This is a genomic window from Clostridium sp. AF50-3 (genome assembly GCF_003477445.1).
Taxonomy (GTDB): domain Bacteria; phylum Bacillota; class Clostridia; order Lachnospirales; family Lachnospiraceae; genus Otoolea; species Otoolea fessa.
The window spans coordinates 67,253-86,651 of record NZ_QUDH01000009.1 but is presented as its reverse complement, the minus strand read 5'-3'; the positions used below and the strand labels follow the sequence as shown (position 1 = coordinate 86,651).

General features: G+C 49.6%; 15 protein-coding genes and 2 pseudogenes. 6 read left to right on the top strand and 11 right to left on the bottom strand.

All coding sequences use genetic code 11. From position 1 onward, the window contains the following. The first annotated feature begins 447 nt into the window (after positions 1 to 447). Entirely contained in the window at positions 448 to 1,938 is a 1,491-nt protein-coding gene (locus DW085_RS11295; protein WP_118492821.1) for an ATP-binding protein, read from the top strand. A gap of 69 nt (positions 1,939 to 2,007) precedes the next feature. Here DW085_RS11295 and aroE read toward each other — a convergent pair whose 3' ends face one another. The 5 genes and pseudogenes from aroE to DW085_RS11270 form a co-directional block, all read right to left on the bottom strand. Further along, positions 2,008 to 2,877, bottom strand: coding sequence for a shikimate dehydrogenase (gene aroE, locus DW085_RS11290; RefSeq protein ID WP_117796709.1), 870 nt, complete (start codon positions 2,875 to 2,877; stop codon positions 2,008 to 2,010). Positions 2,878 to 2,925: 48 nt separating this feature from the next. Beyond that, positions 2,926 to 3,705 carry a shikimate kinase gene (locus DW085_RS11285; protein ID WP_107001851.1) on the bottom strand — a complete coding sequence of 260 codons (780 nt, stop codon included), beginning with the start codon at positions 3,703 to 3,705 and terminating at the stop codon, positions 2,926 to 2,928. 164 nt (positions 3,706 to 3,869) lie between these two features. Next, on the bottom strand, positions 3,870 to 4,757 hold the full coding sequence (locus DW085_RS11280) for a shikimate dehydrogenase (RefSeq protein ID WP_022358823.1): 888 nt from the start codon (positions 4,755 to 4,757) through the stop codon (positions 3,870 to 3,872). A 98-nt stretch (positions 4,758 to 4,855) separates the two neighbouring features. After that, positions 4,856 to 6,875 (bottom strand): annotated as a pseudogene (locus DW085_RS20200) (FAD-dependent oxidoreductase). Between the two features lie 72 nt (positions 6,876 to 6,947). Then, positions 6,948 to 7,904 carry a LysR family transcriptional regulator gene (locus DW085_RS11270; RefSeq protein ID WP_118492819.1) on the bottom strand — a complete coding sequence of 319 codons (957 nt, stop codon included), beginning with the start codon at positions 7,902 to 7,904 and terminating at the stop codon, positions 6,948 to 6,950. Between the two features lie 458 nt (positions 7,905 to 8,362). Here DW085_RS11270 and DW085_RS11265 point away from each other — a divergent pair, with 458 nt between their 5' ends. The 5 genes and pseudogenes from DW085_RS11265 to DW085_RS11240 all read left to right on the top strand — a co-directional run bounded on the left by DW085_RS11265 (position 8,363) and on the right by DW085_RS11240 (position 13,937). Then, on the top strand, positions 8,363 to 9,577 hold the full coding sequence (locus DW085_RS11265) for an MFS transporter (RefSeq protein WP_107001849.1): 1,215 nt from the start codon (positions 8,363 to 8,365) through the stop codon (positions 9,575 to 9,577). A gap of 31 nt (positions 9,578 to 9,608) precedes the next feature. Then, positions 9,609 to 10,372 (top strand): annotated as a pseudogene (gene aroD, locus DW085_RS11260) (type I 3-dehydroquinate dehydratase). Between the two features lie 335 nt (positions 10,373 to 10,707). Further along, positions 10,708 to 11,328 carry a TRAP transporter small permease gene (locus tag DW085_RS11250; RefSeq protein WP_118492817.1) on the top strand — a complete coding sequence of 207 codons (621 nt, stop codon included), beginning with the start codon at positions 10,708 to 10,710 and terminating at the stop codon, positions 11,326 to 11,328. Continuing rightward, on the top strand, positions 11,328 to 12,617 hold the full coding sequence (locus tag DW085_RS11245; RefSeq protein WP_118472534.1) for a TRAP transporter large permease: 1,290 nt from the start codon (positions 11,328 to 11,330) through the stop codon (positions 12,615 to 12,617). Before DW085_RS11250 ends, DW085_RS11245 begins: the two co-directional genes overlap by 1 nt. Positions 12,618 to 12,908: 291 nt before the next feature. After that, positions 12,909 to 13,937, top strand: coding sequence for a TRAP transporter substrate-binding protein (locus DW085_RS11240; protein ID WP_347475070.1), 1,029 nt, complete (start codon positions 12,909 to 12,911; stop codon positions 13,935 to 13,937). Between the two features lie 172 nt (positions 13,938 to 14,109). Here DW085_RS11240 and DW085_RS11235 read toward each other — a convergent pair whose 3' ends face one another. From DW085_RS11235 to nth, 6 genes are all read right to left on the bottom strand, one after another. Further along, complete coding sequence (locus DW085_RS11235; RefSeq protein ID WP_118492815.1) at positions 14,110 to 14,700, bottom strand: 50S ribosomal protein L25; 591 nt, start codon at positions 14,698 to 14,700, stop codon at positions 14,110 to 14,112. Between the two features lie 235 nt (positions 14,701 to 14,935). After that, positions 14,936 to 15,751: a histidinol-phosphatase gene (locus tag DW085_RS11230; RefSeq protein WP_118492813.1), complete on the bottom strand. Its 816-nt coding sequence runs from the start codon at positions 15,749 to 15,751 to the stop codon at positions 14,936 to 14,938. Positions 15,752 to 15,846: 95 nt separating this feature from the next. Further along, complete coding sequence (locus DW085_RS11225; protein ID WP_118492811.1) at positions 15,847 to 16,590, bottom strand: YkgJ family cysteine cluster protein; 744 nt, start codon at positions 16,588 to 16,590, stop codon at positions 15,847 to 15,849. Positions 16,591 to 16,592: 2 nt separating this feature from the next. Continuing rightward, on the bottom strand, positions 16,593 to 17,648 hold the full coding sequence (locus tag DW085_RS11220; RefSeq protein ID WP_118492809.1) for an aminotransferase class I/II-fold pyridoxal phosphate-dependent enzyme: 1,056 nt from the start codon (positions 17,646 to 17,648) through the stop codon (positions 16,593 to 16,595). Between the two features lie 113 nt (positions 17,649 to 17,761). After that, positions 17,762 to 18,568, bottom strand: a complete 807-nt coding sequence (locus tag DW085_RS19830; RefSeq protein ID WP_243034007.1) for a CPBP family intramembrane glutamic endopeptidase — start codon at positions 18,566 to 18,568, stop codon at positions 17,762 to 17,764. A 61-nt stretch (positions 18,569 to 18,629) separates the two neighbouring features. After that, complete coding sequence (gene nth, locus DW085_RS11205) at positions 18,630 to 19,268, bottom strand: endonuclease III (protein ID WP_118492805.1); 639 nt, start codon at positions 19,266 to 19,268, stop codon at positions 18,630 to 18,632. Positions 19,269 to 19,399 lie beyond the last annotated feature (131 nt).

Genomic DNA, 19,399 nt, shown 5'->3' with positions numbered 1-19,399 from the left:
TGAAAGTTGAATCTAACTTATGAACCATCCATCCAACGAAAATATCCCATCAAGAAGCTTTTCTTATCATGCCTTTAACTTTACCTTTTTGCTTCTTCTGGCAATATTTTTCATTTCCTTATACACCGTTGCACTGCTGAAAAGCAACAGCCGCATCACCCTGACCGCCGCCGTAGAACGGAATATTTCCTGTTCGGACGCGGTTCACCGGGCGATATCGAGCCGGCTGACGCGGGCAGATTTTGAACAAATCAACACAAAATCCGATATAGCTCCGCGCAGTATCGAAGCCTGCAGTCTTATTTAAATGAGCTTCGCAGCCTCAATTCGACGCGCTACTTATACACTGCCAAGCGTGGACCGGGCGGAAAACCCATCTACCTGATCGATGGCCTGGATCTGGAAGCACCTGATTTTGCTTATCCGGGCACCTACCTGGAAGAGGAAATGGTTCCGTATCTGGAAGCTGCCCTCTCCGGCAAAACGATCCACTCACAAAAGATCATTGATACCACATGGGGGCATATTTTTACCGCCTGCTATCCGGTCATTGCCTCCGACGGAACCAATGACATTCTCGGTGCCCTCTGTATCGAGATTGATATGGAAGACACTTACCGATCGATTGAGGCGATCAACCGTTCCTCCTTTGGAATCGCCGCTGCCGCGAGCATGATAGCACTTCTGCTAATTGTTATTTCCTATTTTTATACAAAGAAACAGAAGTCCAGAGAACTCACCCAGCAGCAGCTTCTGGAACAGACCGCAAAAGCAGCAGAGGCAGCCAACAAGGCGAAATCGACCTTCCTGTTCAATATGTCGCATGATATCCGGACACCGATGAATGCGATCCTCGGTTACGCAGAACTTGCCAGAAACCATCTGCAGGAACCGGAAAAAATCGGTGAATATATGGACAAGATCCATATTTCCGGTGAAAAGATGCTCTCTATCATCAACAATATTCTTCAGTTTTCACAGATTGAGAATAACCAGATACACATTGAAGAAACCTCCATCCAGACTGAGAAAAGTTTTGATTCCTGTATCGTCATGGTTCAGACTGCCCTGGAAGAAAAACAGCAGCATTTTCATGTGACTAAGGACATTTCGTACCCATATATCTACATTGACACGACGTATATGTCCGAAATTGTATTGAATATTTTGAGCAATGCGATCAAATATACCGCAAAGGGCGGGACGATCTCCTGTGCCCTCCGCCAGGAGCCTGGTGAAACGGACGGCTGGTGTATCACAGAAATCGCAATCACCGATACCGGCATCGGCATTTCCGAGGAATTCCAGTCGCATATTTTTGAATCATTTTCACGGGAGCGTTCTTCCACCGTCAGCGGCATTGAAGGCACCGGGCTTGGCATGGGAATCGTGAAAAATCTGGTGGATCTGATGCATGGAACGATCGAGGTAAAGAGCAAGCTCGGAGAAGGTTCAACGTTTACCGTCCGGATCCCATGCCGGATTTCCTCGCGGGAGGAAACAGAGCCTACCGCATTCGATGAAACAGCTGCCCAGACTCTATCCGGCTGCCGGATTCTTCTTGCGGAGGATAATGATCTGAACGCCGAAATTTCCATCGAACTTTTGACCCGCGAGGGGCTTTTGGTCGAACGGGCAAATGACGGGGTTGCCTGCCTGGAAATGCTGCAAAAAGCGCCGGAAGATTATTATGATTTGATTCTGATGGATATCCAGATGCCGATCATGGACGGCTACAAGGCAACGCGGGCGATCCGGCGGTTTTCGGATAAGAAGAAGGCTGGCATTCCGATCGTTGCGATGACAGCGAATGCATTTACAGAGGATAAAGAGCGGGCGCTGGAATCCGGAATGAATGATCATATGGCGAAGCCGATTGATATGAAGGTGCTGATGAGTGTGCTGGAGGAGCAGATTTGTGGGCATAAAGGTTTATAAATGATGAAAAACGGCACACCGCATTCTCATCACTAAGTAACGAGAATGCGGTGTGCCGTTCTTCAAATCCTATTTTGTAAAATATTTCTCTTTAATGATCTCCACCGGCATCTGCTGTCCTGTCCAGAGTTCAAAGGATGCAGCTCCCTGATAGAGAAGCATGTACATACCGTTGCTGGTCTTGCAGCCTGCCGCTCTTGCTTCGCGCAGTAAACGGGTCTCCTGAGGATTGTAGATGACATCGAATACGAACAGGTCTTTGTGGAACATCGTTGTATCAGTAATGATCGTGTTGTCTGTCTTCGGAGCCATGCCGACGGAAGTACCATTTACCAGAATCGCGCTGTCTGCGATGGACTGGCGCAGGATCTCCGGATCGGAGTAATCATGCAGGGTTACCTTGCACCCTGTGCGCTCGTTCAGTTTCTTTACAATCTCCTCGGCTCTCGGATAGAACGCGTCCTTGACGTTAAATACGTTAATTTCTGCCACGCCGTCTAAAGCTGCCTGTACAAGAATCGCGGTTGCGGCGCCGCCAGCACCTAAAAGCGTCATTTTCTTGCCAATGATGTCTACACCATTTTCTGCAACTGCACGCATAAATCCGACACCATCGGTCGTATAAGCAGTCAGAACACCGTCGTCGTTGACAATCGTATTGCAGGCGCCGGAAATCTCGGAAGCCGGTGAAACCTTGTCTGCCAGCTTGCACATGATATTTTTGCCCGGCATCGTGATATTCCAGCCGCGCGCGCCCATCGTCCGCAGTCCCTCAACCGCCTGCGGCATCTTCTCTTCCGGCACATCAAACGCCAGATATGTATAATCCAGACCCAACTGGCTGCACGCCTCGTTGTGCATCTCCGGCGAAACACTGTGTGCGACCGGGCTTCCCAGTAAACAAAGTAAACCTGTGTGTCCTGTGATATGATTCGACATCTTTTTTCCCCTTTCGTTTTCTCTGTCAGAACTTTCTGAGCAGTCACATTATTTAAACTTCTTCACCTGTGCAATGATCTCCTCGCAGATCTCATTCGCTGATTTTCCATCGGTCGCGATCACAATATCCGCTGCCGCTTCATACGCCGGTCTGCGCTTCTCCATCAGTTCGGAAACATATTCCACTGTCTTATTATTTTCCAGAAGCGGACGGTCATGGTTCTCTTTGACACGCTCCAGAATCGTCTCCGGCTTCGCGGTCAGAAGTATAATCTTGCCGCTCTTTCGCATCTCCTGTACATTGATCTCGCGCATCGCTACGCCGCCGCCGCAGGATACAATCTTGTTCTTCTCGTTTCCTACCTCTTTGAGCAGGTTTGTCTCCTCGTTGCGGAAATATGCCTCGCCGTGCAGATCGAAGATCTCGGAAATGCTCATGTTGTTCTTTTTCGCGATCATTTCATCCATTTCCAATACATCCATCGCAAAGGTATTCTGCAGTGCATTCGAAACGGTGCTCTTTCCGACTCCCATAAATCCGATCAGGAAAATATTGAACCCAAACAGCTCATGGGACTGAATCCGTTTGCTCCGGTAGAGGACGCTGTCGTAAACTGCCATGATTGATTTTTTGTATTCATAATCATCCAGCTTCGCAAGCATCTTGCTCTTCTTGCGCTCTTCTTCCTCTGCCTGGTAAATCGGAAGTCCGTTTTTCTGTTTATAATTTGTAATCTCCTGGATAATCTGGCAGCGCATCCGCAGGGCGTCGATCAGAATCTCGTCGCACATGTCCAGATCATTTCGCAGCTTCTTTAATTCATCCATCTGTCTCATCCTTCTCCACTTGTATTCATTCAGATCACTTTTGCACTTTACATTGAAAGTGTGTTTTATTATTATACCCGAATCAGGATATGAACGCAAGTGCTAATGCGGAATAGCAGGTATAACTGTGGGGGATAGGTGTTGCTGTTCGAGCTATATTTTTATTAGATTCCCAGCTTCTCCTTCATGTAATCCACCGGTGTTGATTTTCCTGTATACAGTTCAATCGCGATCAGCGCCTGGAACAGCATCATGCTCATACCGTTGTATACACGGGTGCAGCCAGCTTCTTTGGCCTGCTTCATCATCACGGTCTCACGCGGTGCATATACCGTATCAGTTACGATCAGATCCTTGCGGAAATAGGACGGATCCGGGATATTGGACAGATCCTCCAGCGGGTGCATACCAACGCCGGTTGCATCACAGAAAATGTCTGCTTCGTGCATTTTCTCTTTTAAGAGTGCCAGATCGCCCAGGTCATGCATCTCGGCCTTGCAGTTAGAGTTCTTGTTGATGATGTCAACGATCTCCTCTCCGCGTGCATAGAACTTATCTTTGATATTGAAGATATGCAGCTCTGCAATGCCGTCCAGTGCGCCGCGTACTGCAATGGCGGTTGCTGCGCCGCCGGTACCGATGAGAACCATCTTCATTCCCTTGAAATCAATACCTTCTTCCTTGATTCCCTGCCAGTAGCCCATACCGTCGGTGTTGTAACCCTTCAGGTATCCGGTTACATTGCCGTCTTTGTCACGGGTGTTGACTACAGTGTTGATCGCGCCGCACAGCTTTGCAGCCTCGTCTACCTCATCCAGATATTTGTGAACGACGGTCTTGTTCGGCATGGAGATGTTGGAGCCCAGCATCTTCAGCGCACGGATACTCTCAACCGCTGCTTCCAGGGTATCGTTGTCTACCTCGAACGCAAGCTGGATAACATCGTCTCCATTTTTGTCATAGGCAAGGTTGTGGGTGGTCGGAGACTGTGTATGACGGATCGGGTAAGCCATTAATCCTACTAATTCGGTATGTCCTGTAATGTTTGGCATGATAATTTCCTCTTTTCTTCTCTATTTTTATAATCAAATAAAACGATATCATTCGTTCAGCGAACAGTCAGAATCTTTCAAATGCAATATTCAATTTCTTACTCCAACGGTGCCAGCTCTAAAAATCCTCTCGCTTCCAGCACGTTCAGAATCGCACGTCCTTCCATCGTTCCCTCCATGATACGGCGGGCGCGGACGGAATCTCCGATCGGGTAAATGAATGTATCTGTGTTGTCAAATGCCTCTTCGAGCTGTGCCAGAATCGGATTGTTGGCGCGCATTCCCAGGCAGTTGAAACCGAGGTCAAAGTTCAGATCCTCGATCGTACCATCCGGCAGCTTCACGGTAAATGCGTTCTCTTTGACTTCCTGCAGCGCAGTATTCACATACTCTTTCACATCGTATTTGTCGTGTGTCTCACGCATGGAACATTTCGTAATCGGATCTGCCATCATACCAATCTGCGGAAGCTATCCACGATGGTACACTTCGCGCCGCGCGGTGCGAAATACTCCACAACATCCAGACCAACGGAGCCGCCGCCGACTACAACCACTTTTTTGCCCTTGCAGAAATCATCCGGGTATTCTCCGGCTTTTACTTTCTGAATCATCTCGAAAATGGTATCGACATGACCGGCTGCGATGTTTTCCTTGAGTCCCTTGATCGGCGGAACGACTGGAACGGAACCGGTTGCGTTGACAATGATATCCGGCTTGAACTGTTTGATCTTGTCCACGGTTGCCTCGCAGTTCAGGAATACATACAGATTTTTCAGTCTCTTCGCACGTGCTTCCAGATATTTCGGGAAGTCTTTCATACGGTTCTTGCTTGGCAGGTCGGAGATAAAGGTGGAAAGTCCGCCTAATTTACCACTCTTTTCTAATAAGAATACGTTGCATCCAACCTCGGCTGCCGTGCAGGCTGCTTCCAGACCGGCTGTACCGCCGCCTACTACAACTACGTTGCAGTTTTTATTGACTTTCAGCTTCTTGTAGATATCGCCCTCCGGAACAGCCGGGTTGACGGTACAGCGGATCGGACGGTTGACGCCAATTCGGTTGCCCGCACAGCCAACGTTACAGGAGATACATTTACGGAGAATCTCTTCCTCGCCGTTCTGCACCTTGCTGACCCAGTTCGGCTCTGCAATGAGTCCGCGTCCCATGCCGACAATATCCACATCGCCGCTCTCCAATACTTTCTCAACGACCTCCGGATCGCGGTAGTTGCCCGCATTGATAACCGGTTTACCAAATTTATCCTTCACGCTCTTGCCATGTAGGAACGCCAGCCATCCGGCAGGAAGTTCGAGTCAATCTGATACTGTAAGGACGGGTTCAGACCGCAGGATACATCGTACATATCTACGTACTCATCCAGATATTCGAGGTATTCCAGTGCGTCTTCCAGCGTGTTGCCGCCCGGCACGCGCTCTTCCGCAGAGATACGGACGATGATCGGGAACCACGGACCTACATTTTTCCGCACCTCTTCCAGAACCATCTTCGGGAAACGGAGACGATTCTCGACGGATCCGCCGAATTCATCGGTTCTTTTGTTGTAATACGGGGAAATAAACTGACTCATCAGATAAGAATGACCACAGTGGATCTCAATCGCATCAAATCCGATCGCCTGTACACGTTTTGCCGCCTCGCCGTATTTTTTTACGGTCGTCAGGATCTCTTCCTTTGTCATCGGACGCGGAATCTCACCGCCTGCCTTGGTCGGGATATTGGAGGAAGACACCGTCTCCATACCGGTTCTGGCAGAGGATGCAGAAGCGCCCGCATGGTTGACCTGAATCGCTACCATCGCGCCATTCTTGTGAAGATTCTCGACTAACTGATAGTAACGTGGCATAAAGCTGTCGTGATCGATGCGGATCTGGCTTGTGCCATTGGAACCAACCGGATATTCGATATTGGCATTCTCCAGAATAATCAGACCAGTTCCTCCCTTGGCACGCAGGGAATAATAATTCATATGGCGGTTGCTCATCTCACCGCTCGTCTCGCCATAGTTAGTACCCATCGGCGTCATGGCAACACGGTTTTTGATCGTCATGCGCTTAATGGTAATCGGTTCAAAAATTTTCGGGTATTTGCTCTTCATGATGAAATTCTCCTTCTCCATTGCATGAGAGGCATCCCTGTGTTTGTGACACTTTTATCTTAACCGTTTTGCTTAAAAATTAACAATATCTTTCAAGTAAATTTTCAATACGTTTTTGCTATCGGTTTCCCGTTCCGCCTGCAGACCGTCCTGACGCGCCTGCTGTTTCATATATTCAATAAAGCGTTCCACCGCCGGAAGCCGGTAGCGTTCTTTCATCCAGAACATAAAAATCTGGTGATAAATGTCCAGATTTTCAATCGGGTGAATGCAGACTCCCTGAGAAAGCTCCAGAATGTCCGTGCGCGGCATCAGTGCGATGCCAAAACTCTCCCGCACCAGTGCGACGATCGAATATTCGTCCGGACACTCCACTATGATGTCCGGCTGGATGTTGTATTTCGCATAGAGCGCGCGGGTGCGCGTCCCCATCCAGGAGTCCTTATCGTATCCAATTACCGGATACCGGTTCAGCTCCGCAAATGGAATACTCTCCCGCTCTGCCAGCGGATGATCCTTCGGCGTGATGATGACAAGCTTCTGGTTCGCCACCGGGAAAAATTCCATGTCATCCTTTTCCAGACAGCCGCCAAAGCCTACATCTAATTCACCCGTTTTTACCTTTTTTGCAATCGCCGGTGTGTGATTCTGCCAGAAATTAAACACAACCTTTTGATTTTCCGGCTGTTCTAAAAAGAGCTTGACCCGGTGCGGGATATAGTGACCGGCCAGCGGAAACACGTAACCGATGTCGATCTTTCCCCCATTCATCGAAATTTCCCGCATTTTCCCGACCGCGATGTGGCAGTCTGTGAGAATCCGGTCCGCGTACTCCAAAAACATCCTCCCCGCCTTCGTCAGGGTCACCCCGCGTCCTTCTTTTTCAAAGAGCGTCACGCCCAGCTCATTTTCCAGTGATGCCATTGACCGGCTCAGGGATGGCTGTGATATATATAATTCCTCCGCCGCCTGATGATAATTTTCCAGATTCGCTATCTTCTGAAAATATAAAATCTGATTCAATGTCATTCCTAACGTCCCCCATCTTTATGTATCCTAGTATTAACTCTTCGCAATATCAACCGTAAATGCATCGCACCAAACGTTCATAATCGTTACTGTTCACGCATACGTGCCCAGTAACGGAATTTGCCGTGGCTTCGCATTTAAATACGGCAAATTCCTGCTGCCACCACGTTTTCTTACGGCACTTTCGGTTCCAAAAGTGCCTACCCGTGAACAGTAACCCATAATCATATTTATAACACATTAATGCTTAAAATGCATTGTTTTTTTGCTATAAAAGTATTAGACTTCGGCTATAATAATTATTAGAATAAAGGCATCAAACGTGTTATTTTTCTAACACTAAAACAGAACTTTTTATATCGGCATCTCCTTTGTGTTTGTGACAGAACATCAGCCATCATCCGCCCGGTTTCCGAAACGGCAGCACGACAGGCGGATCTTGAATTAAGGAGAAAATCATGAACAAGAAATATCTGCCAAGTGCACTTATCATGTACTTAAACTACTTTATCCATGGCGTCGGCTGTTCGATTCTCGGACAGGCAGTCATCAAGGAAGCGCTTGCCGCAGCCTGGGGCGTTGAGGCAATGGCGATCACCGCGATTTCCGCTGCTTTAGGACTCGGACGTCTGATTGCACTTCCATTTGCCGGACCACTTTCCGACAAACTGGGACGCCGCATCTCAACCGCGATCGGCAGCGCCTCCTACGCGGTTTACCTGATTGGACTTGCTTTCGCTTTCAGCGCCGGACAAAACGGCGGCTATCAAATCGCTTATGTATGTGCAATCATCGGAGGTATCTCCAATTCGTTCCTTGATACCGGTATCTATCCGGCGGTTGCCGAGATTATCAGCAGCGCTCCGGGTGTCGCTACCATGGGAATCAAATTTTTCATTGCGATCGCGCAGATGCTTCTGCCGTTCGTACTCGGTGTTGCTGTGACAACCACCGCCACCGGCATGGTATCTTACAATCCGTTATTTATCGGATGCGGTATTATTTACGCTGTTTTATTTGTACTTATTTTCCTGTTCCCGCTGCCAGATTCTGAGCAGAAGGCAGAGGGCAAATCCGAGGGACTCATCGCCAGCTTAAAACACACAAATTTTTCGTTTGAGTCCATCGCCATGATCGTGATTGGTTTCACCTGCACCGGTACCTTCCAGCTATGGTTAAACTGCGCGCAGAACTTCGCAAAAGAAAATGCAGGCTGGGCGAACCCGTCCATCATGCAGACCTACTATTCAGCAGGTACCCTGATGGCGCTCGTTGTCACCTCCCTGCTGACCCGTAAAATCAAGGATGTACGTTTCATCCTCGTTTACCCGGTTATCTGCCTCGTTACTTTGGTTGCCGTACTCATCGGTCACAGCCAGACCCTTATGATTGCAGGCGCTTTCATCATCGGCTGGGCAGGCGCGGGCGGTCTGTTACAGATTGTAACCTCCGTCTGCAACATGCTGTTCCCGAAGATCAAGGGAACCGTAACCGCACTGGTTATGATTGCTTCTTCCTTATGTAATTACACAATTTTGACTGCCGCTTCCAAAATGGCACCATCCCATGTTATGATAATGAATATCGTACTGACTGCCATCGGCGTTCTCTTAGGACTCTTTGTCAATGCCCGCTACGCGAAAATGGTGTCTCTGGCAGAAAGCGACGAATAAATATTTATTGATAAAATGAAAGGATTCTCTGATTATGAATACTATCAAAGTTAGAAATATCGAAATCGGCTCCGGCACACCGAAGATCATCGTTCCGATCGTAGGCGTTACCAAACAGGAAATCATCGACGAGGCCAAAACGTTTGATTCTATTCCGGTTGATGTGGTAGAATGGCGTGTAGACTGGTTCGAAGATGTCTTTGATTTTGAGAAGGTAGAAGACGTCTTAAAGGAACTGCGTGCCGTTCTCGGCGAGACTCCGATTCTGATGACCTTCCGTACCTCCAAAGAGGGCGGCGAGAAATCCATCGAGCCGGAGGATTACGCAAAGCTGAACATCAAGCAGCTCAGACCGGCTATGTCGATTTCATTGACGTAGAGATCTTTACCGGCGACGCGATTGTAACCAAGATCATCGACGGCGCACATGCGGCTGGCGTGAAAGTCATCGCTTCCAACCACGACTTCCACAAGACGCCGGAGAAATCCGACATCATCTACCGCCTGCGTAAGATGCAGGATATGAATGCAGATATCCCGAAGATCGCAGTTATGCCGCAGAACAAGAAAGATGTTTTAACACTTCTCTCTGCCACTGAGGAAATGACTTCCCTCTATGCGGACCGTCCAATCATTACCATGTCGATGGCTGGCACCGGCGTTATCAGCCGTCTCTGCGGCGAGGTATTTGGTTCTTCCATGACCTTCGGCGCTGCCAAGAAAGCATCCGCACCGGGTCAGATGGGCGTAAAGGATCTGGAGACTGTACTGGGACTGCTTCACAGTGCGATGTAATATCTGGCTTATCCGGTTATTCGGTTACTGTTCACGCTAACGTGCCCAGTAACTGAATTTGCCGTGGCTTCGCATTTAAATACGGCAAATTCCAGCTGCCACTACGCTATCTTACGGCACTTTCGGTTCCAAAAGTGCCTATATTATACTTTTAGCCACCTATTTTTTTACTCCCGGAAATCCCTGTACCTGCGGGTACGGAGGGATTCTCCGCGAGACACTCAAGACCTGCTACCTCCATCGCAGGTCTATTATTGTTATCAAGCGGCACATCCGTTTTCAAACGTGCCTGCATAAACAGCAACCTATTATCCGTATTTACAAGGGGATTATTCATGAAAAAAACACTTCACTGGCTGGATGAAAACCTGGAAGAATTTCTGCTGGTTGTCATGCTGGCTGCGATGACACTCATTATGGGAATCCAGATATTTTCCCGCTACGCGCTTGGGCAGTCTCTGTCCTGGTCCGAGGAGGTTACCCGTTTTCTCTTTATCTGGAGCGGTTTTTTAAGCGTCAGCTATTGCAGCAAAAAGTGCCTGTCTATCAAGATCGAACAGTTCGTCGCTGCCTTTCCACGCAGAGGTAAGGCTCTTTTTAAGGTTGTCAACCACACCTTTGAGCTGATTTTTTTCCTCTATATGATCCCATTTGCATACTCTTACATGATGTCCGCCATTCACAGCGGACAGTTATCCCCCGCCTGCGGGATTCCGATGTACTATATTCAGGCAGCGCCGTTTGTTTCCTTTCTTCTGGTAACATTCCGCATTCTGCAGCGCTGGATCATCGAATTTAAGGTTGCCCGCGGCGAAGATGTCTACGATCCGGCCCACCCAGAGCGCAATACACCGGAATCCTTTATCCATGCAAATGCAGATATACCGGAAACGGAATCCAATGAAATCGAATCGCTCATCGAGGCAAACACACCATCTGGAAAGGAGGAACACTGATGCCTGCTGCTCTCTTATTTGTTATCTTTGTCGTGCTGCTTGTCATCGCAATCCCGGTATCGATCACGCTCGGTATCGCCTCGGTTCTCCCTTCCGTTTTTGACCCGTCCTTCACGGTCGGCGCTAAGTATCTGATCCGCGCCATGTTCGGCGGACTGGATTCTTTTCCCCTGCTCGCCGTGCCGATGTTCGTCTTATCCGGCATCATCATGGCAAAAGGCGGTATTTCCAAGAAGCTGTTTGACGTATTCGCCTTCTTTCTTGGCAATTTTACCGCCGGTATGCCATGCGCGGTCATCGTGACCTGCCTCTTCTACGGCGCTATCTCCGGCTCTGCCCCGGCAACCGTCGCAGCCGTCGGAAGCATGACGATCCCGATTTTAAGCGCCCTCGGCTATGACCGGACTTTCTCTACCGCGATCGTGGCAGTCGCAGGCGGTCTGGGCGTTATCATTCCGCCGAGTATCCCGTTTATCATGTATGGCATGGCGTCCGGTGCCTCTGTCAGCAGTCTGTTCTTAGCCGGCGTCATTCCGGGTCTGATGATTGGTCTGCTCCTGATGCTGTATGCCATCTATCACTGCCGACGTTACGGTGAAGATAGAGAAAAAATCCACGCTGAAATCCATCTGCTGCACGAAAAAGGACTGTTCCGGGTGCTGCGCGAAAGCTTTTTCGCTCTCTTAAGCCCGGTCATCATCCTTGGCTGTATCTACAGCGGCATCGCCTCCCCCACGGAAGCAGCAGTTATCTCCGTTTTCTATGCCTTGTTTGTCAGCCTGTTCCTCTACCGGACCATGAAATTTCGGGATATCCCGCCGATTTTTGTGGAAGCGATCCGCACATTCACACCGATCCTCTTTATTCTGGCAGCTTCCACGGCATTTTCCAGAGTCCTGACCCTGATGCAGGTGCCGCAGGCGGTCAGCAGCTTTATCCTGGAACATTTCAACAGCCCGGTCATGATCCTGCTTGTCATCAACCTGTTCCTGCTTATCGTGGGAATGGTCATGGATACAACCCCGGCGATCCTGATTCTGACCCCGATCCTGCTCCCGATCGTGACAGCGATCAACATGGATCCGGTCCAGTTCGGTGTGATCATGGTTGTCAATCTGGCTATCGGCTTCGTAACCCCGCCGATCGGCGTCAACCTCTTTGTTGCCAGCTCCCTCACCGACGTCCCGATCATGGCAATCGCCAAAAAAGCGATGCCGATGATCGGCTTGTTTCTGGTGGCGCTGCTGCTGATTACGTTTATACCGGCTTTGTCGCTTGGATTGTTATAATACTGAATGGACGCTTGGAAATGTTGAAGTTCCGGAAGGTTTCATATAACGACTTGCTTCACGCTTTCAGGCTGTGAATAGAATATTTCACGTATGAAATGGATGTTTTTAACTTTGAAAGGATCTCTCATTATGATTTGTATTTCAAACCTAGTGTCCCGCCGATGCCGGACTTCTTTCGTTACTGTTCACGCATACGTGCCCAGTAACGGAATTTGCCGTGGCTTCGCATTTAAATACGGCAAATTCCTGCTGCCACCACGTTTTCTTACGGCACTTTCGGTTCCAAAAGTGCCTACCCGTGAACAGTTACCTTCTTTCCGCTACGCTGCGGCGCTCATCTCCTCCTCACTTCTTTTATTCGGCGCTTCATTCGCACTGGGTGGATGCGCTTCGAATCAGGAGGAACAGCGCTATTCCTGGCCACTGGCGACCGCCAGTCCGGAGGACACGGTAACGCAGCTGTTTGCCGAAAAATTTGCGGAGGAAGTACATGACTTAAGCAACGGCGCAATGCGGATTCAGGTTTACGCCAACTCCACACTCGGCGGTGACCGCGACCTGCTCGAAACGTGCGCGGACGGCGATATCCCATTTGTCGTGCAAAACACCGCCCCTCAGGTTTCTTTCATGAAGGATCTCGCCGTTTTTGACCTTCCATGCGTCTTTGATTCGCTGGATGACTGCCGCAAAAAGCTGGATGATCCGGATTTTTACAATCTCATCAGCCAGGTGTACACCGACGGCGGTTACCACCTGCTCGGCATGGCAGATCAAGGATTCCGCATCATGAGCACAAATAAACCAGTTTACTCCCTGGCAGATTTCAAAGGGCAGAAAATCCGTACCATGGAAAACAGCTATCATCTCGCATTCTGGAAAGCAATCGGCGCCAATCCGACGCCAATGACCTTCAGCGAGGTGTATATCGGTCTCCAGCAGCACACGATCGACGCGCAGGAGAACCCGTATGAGGTCATCGTCTCCAACCGTCTCTACGAACAGCAGGATTATGTGGTCGAGACGAACCACCTGCCGCATCTGATCTCCTTGATTGTCAATGACGATTTCTTCCAGAACCTGACTCCAGAAGAACAGGAAATCATGACGCAGGCAGCCAAAACCGCGACCGAGTATGCCAGAGAACAGTCCGACGCGCGCATCTCCAACCGTATCGCTACGATCGAAGCGAGCGGCACCGCGATTTTAACTCTCTCGGATGAAACGCGCGATGCCATCCGGGAGGTGGCTGGAAGCGTATATGAGAATATCCGCGAGAATATTGATCCGGAAATTTATGACGCATATATGGAGCCATAACCTCATCCTCTTTTACCGTCTGCAAAAAAAGTTCATACAAAATTCAAAAGCGGATATACCGACCATCTGGTCAGTACATCCGCCTTTTCTCATGTTTCAATCATTCCGCGAAACTTTTTATCTGCCTTGCGGACAGCATCCCGTTTCGCTTCATCCTGGCACTGCGCTTCAATTATTTAGCTTCTTCTGCGTCAGCCTCTTCATCGGTCTCCGGTACATTGTTGTGAACCGCTGTGACGGTAGCAACTACTGCCTCCAGATCGGTCAGAATATCAACGTCTTTATCTTTTGCGATCGAAAGGTCTTTGACACGAATTGTATCACCAATCTCCATCTCACCAACATCAACTTTGACTTTCTCAACCAGTGCAGCCGGTAATGCGCGGTACGATACTTCTTTCAGTACCTCCTGCAGAACGCCAGTTTCTACCTTGTCGTGGTTCTCAAAGATAATCTCAGCAACGGAATGAACCTTCTCATTGCTTACCAGCGCCTGGAAATCTATCTCTACAACCTGATTTGCCATTGCATCATAGTCAACTTCCTTGATCAGGACATCGTAGACTTCACCTTCTACATCCAGCATAATCTGTCCGCCCTTGGTCTCGGTCTTCAGCAGACGATCCACGTCTTTCTTTTCCATCTTAACAGGAATGGAGCCCTGAATCTTCTTGCCAAATACGTTGCCTGTTACATAGCCTTCTCTTCTGAGTCTCTTTGCCTTAACATCCATGCTTCTTTTTTCAGCTTTTAAAGTAGTCATTTGTCTTTTCCTCCAAAAATCTGATCTGCGCCTTCCGCACACTCTGTGTGGAAAACACATTGTGCTTAGCAGCCCTCAGCCATGGGGTTTTGTTAAGTATCTATCTCCTTGTTACGGCTCATATTATAGCAGGGTTCTCTGAAAACGATTCACTAAAAATAAAAATATTTTGGCTTTATTTTCAGCATTTTTAAGGTTGAAATTTAGAATTTGTATATTTTTCTTTCTGTCTTTTTTATACAAGAAGTATCTCCCTAAATCCGCCCCCCGGGTTCAGGGCACACACACTTTTAAATCCACACGCCACCGCCAGCTCCTGCGCCTGCTTAAACCCATATCCGATCGTGTAGGCACTGTGGCTGTCGGAGTTGATGAGGATACGTCCGCCGCAAGCACACAGCTCTTTTAACAGGGCTGCGGACGGGTACGGCGCACTCCGGTAGCCGCGGGACATGGCGCCTGTGTTGATCTCAAACGGAATCCCCAGAGCCGCCAGTTTGTGCATCGCCGTGATCGCCGGTTCCAGATAGGCGTCTTTCGTCTCATCAAAATGTTTATATCCCTCATTAAATTTTGTCAACAGGTCAAAATGTCCGATGAAATCGCATTTTGTCCGGTCATAAATCTGAGCCTCTGCCTCGAAATACTCCCGTGCAAACGCGTACCAGTCACCATGCCACAGCGTCTCGACTGCTTTTACCAGTTTCTCTTCCGTATCATCCACACAAACATACCCGCCATCCTTGATGAGCGCATGGGTCGAGCCGATCGCGTACTCTGCTTTCTGCACCGGTCCCAGTCCATCCAGCTCGATCCCGATATAGAGATTCATCTTTCCCCGGTATTCCTCCCGGAGTTCTTGAAGTTCTTCGGTATACTGGCGAAGCTTCTCGTCGTCCATCCCGAATCCCGGCTCAAACATCGAAAAATCAGCATGTCCTGAAACGCCCAAATCGGTCATTCCCATCCGGTATGCCGCCTCCACCATCTCCCGCGGCGTACTCTTTCCGTCGCAGAACGTGGTGTGGGTGTGAAAATCCGTATGAAGCATCGGTAATCTCCTTTCTTATTTCACTCTGTCAAAACGGTTCAGCCTCTTCACAGCTGCGGGCAAACATCCTTGCGGATTTGTCTTCAACAAAGGATTTATCGCAAACTCCGCTCCGCCATCTGCATCCGCTTTTCAAACTGCTCGCAAAAGTCCTTCTCTCCATCATACGGAAGCAGATAGAACAGTTTCATAATCAACAGATTGCGCCGTTTTTCGCGCTCGGCTGCCGCAGCGGCACGGTTTTTCTTCTGTATCTCCTGTTCCTCCGGCGTTCCGATGCATGATTCTGCCAAAAGGTTCTGCGCCGCCTCCGTTTCCGCCATTCTTATATCTTTTAAGAAATAATGCCACCGGCTGATATACGCCTCATACCGCTTTAAATCTGGCGTATCGATCCATTTTTTCACTTTGACTTTCGTCCGGTTTTCCTTTTTACACTCATGAATCTGGAGAAAATACTGGAAACTTCCATTTTCATAAAAGCGCCCCAGTGGAAACAGGCGGCAGATGCCCGGCCGGTATGCATGGATCCGGCAGCGCCCTGCTTCATCAAGAAACCCACAGGCTTCATCCGCCCCGCTCCGGAGCGCCAGATTCGGCAGAATCTGTCCGTCCACGACGTTCCACTCCACCTTTTTCTCCTCCAGCAGATGTTCCAGCGTGTCCCCGCGCAAGGTGGTCAGACGGTACACATCATATGGATCCAGCACGATCGAATTACCCATTCCGTGGCAGCACGCCGAACAGCCCCGGCAATCATCGCATCCGACTTTTACCATATCGTCCCGGCTGTACAGCTTTCCATCTGAAATCTCCGCCATCGTTACATTACGTTCCATCTCTACTTCTCTCTTTCTGCCTCAATCCGATCTAAAATCTCCCACAAATGTTCCAGATCCGCCTCTCTGGTCGCCCAGCTCGTCGCAAAACGGACAACGGTGTGATCCTCGTCATACCGCTCCCAGAAGCTCACGGAAACCTCTTTTTCAATCTGCTCCATCCGATCATTTTCCAAGATCACAAACTGCTGGTTGGTCGGGGACTCACGGAAAAACGTATAACCGCGCTGTTTTAACCCTTTCTTTAAAGCTGCCGCCATCTCTACCGCATGGCGTCCCAGGCGCTCGTACAGCCCGTCTGTAAACAGCACATCAAACTGGATTCCCAGCAGGCGTCCCTTTGCCAGCAGCGCGCCCTGCTGCTTGATCCGGGTAATAAAATGCGCCGGAACATTCTTCTTCTCACCAAATACAACTGCCTCTCCGCAGAATGCGCCAACCTTCGTGCCGCCGATATAAAATACATCACACAGATGCGCGATCTCCGAAAGACTCAGGTCATTTTCCTCTCCCGCCAGACCATATCCAAGACGCGCCCCGTCCAGATAGAGCGGGATTTCATACGAACGGCAGATCTCCGAGATCGCCTGCAGCTCCTTCCGGCTGTATAAGGTTCCGTATTCCGTCGGATGGGAAAGATACACCATTCCCGGAAATACCATATGATCATGGTTTGCGTCCGCCTCGAAATTTTGCAGATATTCCTGCAGATCCGCCGGATCAATCTTCCCATCTTTTTCCGGAAGCTGCAACACCTTATGCCCGGTGTACTCGATCGCCCCGGCTTCATGAATACTCACGTGCCCTGTCTGCGCTGCCACTACGCCCTCATACGGTGCAAGCATGCTACTGATCACGGCCGCATTCGTCTGGGTACCGCCCACCAGAAAATAAACCTCCGCCTCCGGGCATCCGGTCGCCTCCTGTATTTTTCTGGCGGCACTCTGGCAGTAGCGGTCCATGCCATATCCCGGCAGACTCTCCCGGTTCGTCTCCGCCAGCTTCTGAAGTATCTCCTCGCAGGCGCCCTCTGTATAATCGCTTGCAAATGAAAGCATCGTAGTATCTCCTCCTGTTCTTTCTTCGAGCAAACACAATCCTGCGTTCTCGAAATTGTTTGTATTTTTATGTCCTCACCAGTGCCAGAGAAGCCCCCGCATCAGCATCGCCGTCAAATTTGCTGCACTGTGAAATAACACAGGTTCCCACAGACGGTTCTTTTTTTCATACAACCACGCCAGTATAAGTCCCATGAGCGCCGCATAAATCCCCTGCGCCCAGTTTCCATGCACCAACCCGAAAAATGCCGCCGACCCAAGTGCGCCCAGAAAAATGGGAGCGCCATACGCAGGCGCTCAAATATAATGCCGCGAAACAGCAGTTCTTCGGAAAGTGGGGCGGCAATGCCCATGAGAAAGAACTGCTGCCACAGGGCGCCGGAAAATAAAGCGGCGGTGCCCTCCGACGCACCTTTTCCCAGAGCTGCCGCAAGCATATCCCCCTGAGGCATTTTCAAACACAGAGACACCGCTTCAGCTGCCTGCCCAGTCATCCGAACCTTTTGCACTGCAATATGCAGCACTCCCAGGAAAATCTCCTTTTTTTCTAATGCCCAGAAAATCATGTTAAACACAGCACTGAACGCAGCTGCCCCCAGCAGGATTTTCCACACATCCGACACTTTTTCCCAGAAATATCCACATTTCTCTTCCTTTGTCGTCTTTATCTGTGGAGAGACCTGCTCTTTCATCCCGTCTGCCTCTGCTATGCGCCTGTTTTCTTTCTTTTTCTGGATCCTCCGCCAGTAAAATGGATAAATCACGGCAAATGTAAGAAACGACGACACGGTTCTTCCCACATTTCCCTCCAGATGTCCCAGCACCTCCACACATCCGCCGATTAAATCGCTGATGACGCACGGAAAAAACATCTGCCAGACGATACGCCAATCCGCTGTCTCCTGCCGTTCTTCGTCCATTTTTCTGCCTCCTGTCATCCTTTTCCTATCTGCATCTGTTTCCATGACTTTTTCAGACTTTCTACTCCACGTCTGCCTTCGCGCAGATATCCTGCAGACAGCACTTGTCACAGTACGGCTTCGTCCGCGCCGTACAGACTTCACGCCCGTGATACACCAGGCGGTGGCAGAAATCGCTGCCTTCCTCCGGTGGAATCAGCTTCCAGAGTGCCATTTCCACGCGCTTCGGGTCCTTGATTCCTTCCACCAGCCCTATCCGGTTTACCAGGCGGATGCAGTGCGTATCCGTGACAATCGCCGGTTTTCCAAACACATCCCCCATAATGAGGTTGGCGCTCTTTCTGCCGACTCCCGGAAGCTTTAACAGAGCGTTAAAATCATCCGGCACATGCCCGCCGTACTCGTCGCGCAGCATCTTCATACAGGCGCTGATGTCCCGCGCCTTGCTGTGTCCCAGACCGCACGGCTTCACAATCGCCTCGATGTCTTCCACCGGGGCATCCGCCAATGCCGCCACATTTGGATATTTCTCAAACAATCCCTTAACTACCACATTGACACGCGCATCGGTACACTGCGCCGCCAGACGGACACTGACCAGCAGCTTCCACGCCTGATTGTAGTCCAGCGTACAACCCGCATCCGGATATTCTTTTTTCAGGCGGTCAATTACCTCTAATGCAAGCTCTTCCTTTGTCATATTCCTGTCTCTCCTATCTGCTATCCTTCACTTTTCAATTTACAGTCTGTCTTTGTAACAGCTGACACAACACTACAACCACTGCTGCATTCTTCCAGCCTCATACGAATCACCGCCGCTTCTGCAACTTT

Coding starts and splice junctions, on each gene's coding strand:
- DW085_RS11295 (WP_118492821.1), top strand. CDS start 448: ATGGTTCCGTATCTGGAAGCTGCCCTCTCCGGCAAAACGATCCACTCA.
- aroE (WP_117796709.1), bottom strand. CDS start 2,877: ATGTCGAATCATATCACAGGACACACAGGTTTACTTTGTTTACTGGGA.
- DW085_RS11285 (WP_107001851.1), bottom strand. CDS start 3,705: ATGGATGAATTAAAGAAGCTGCGAAATGATCTGGACATGTGCGACGAG.
- DW085_RS11280 (WP_022358823.1), bottom strand. CDS start 4,757: ATGCCAAACATTACAGGACATACCGAATTAGTAGGATTAATGGCTTAC.
- DW085_RS11270 (WP_118492819.1), bottom strand. CDS start 7,904: ATGACATTGAATCAGATTTTATATTTTCAGAAGATAGCGAATCTGGAA.
- DW085_RS11265 (WP_107001849.1), top strand. CDS start 8,363: ATGAACAAGAAATATCTGCCAAGTGCACTTATCATGTACTTAAACTAC.
- DW085_RS11250 (WP_118492817.1), top strand. CDS start 10,708: ATGAAAAAAACACTTCACTGGCTGGATGAAAACCTGGAAGAATTTCTG.
- DW085_RS11245 (WP_118472534.1), top strand. CDS start 11,328: ATGCCTGCTGCTCTCTTATTTGTTATCTTTGTCGTGCTGCTTGTCATC.
- DW085_RS11235 (WP_118492815.1), bottom strand. CDS start 14,700: ATGACTACTTTAAAAGCTGAAAAAAGAAGCATGGATGTTAAGGCAAAG.
- DW085_RS11230 (WP_118492813.1), bottom strand. CDS start 15,751: ATGCTTCATACGGATTTTCACACCCACACCACGTTCTGCGACGGAAAG.
- DW085_RS11225 (WP_118492811.1), bottom strand. CDS start 16,590: ATGGAACGTAATGTAACGATGGCGGAGATTTCAGATGGAAAGCTGTAC.
- DW085_RS11220 (WP_118492809.1), bottom strand. CDS start 17,648: ATGCTTTCATTTGCAAGCGATTATACAGAGGGCGCCTGCGAGGAGATA.
- DW085_RS19830 (WP_243034007.1), bottom strand. CDS start 18,568: ATGGACGAAGAACGGCAGGAGACAGCGGATTGGCGTATCGTCTGGCAG.
- nth (WP_118492805.1), bottom strand. CDS start 19,268: ATGACAAAGGAAGAGCTTGCATTAGAGGTAATTGACCGCCTGAAAAAA.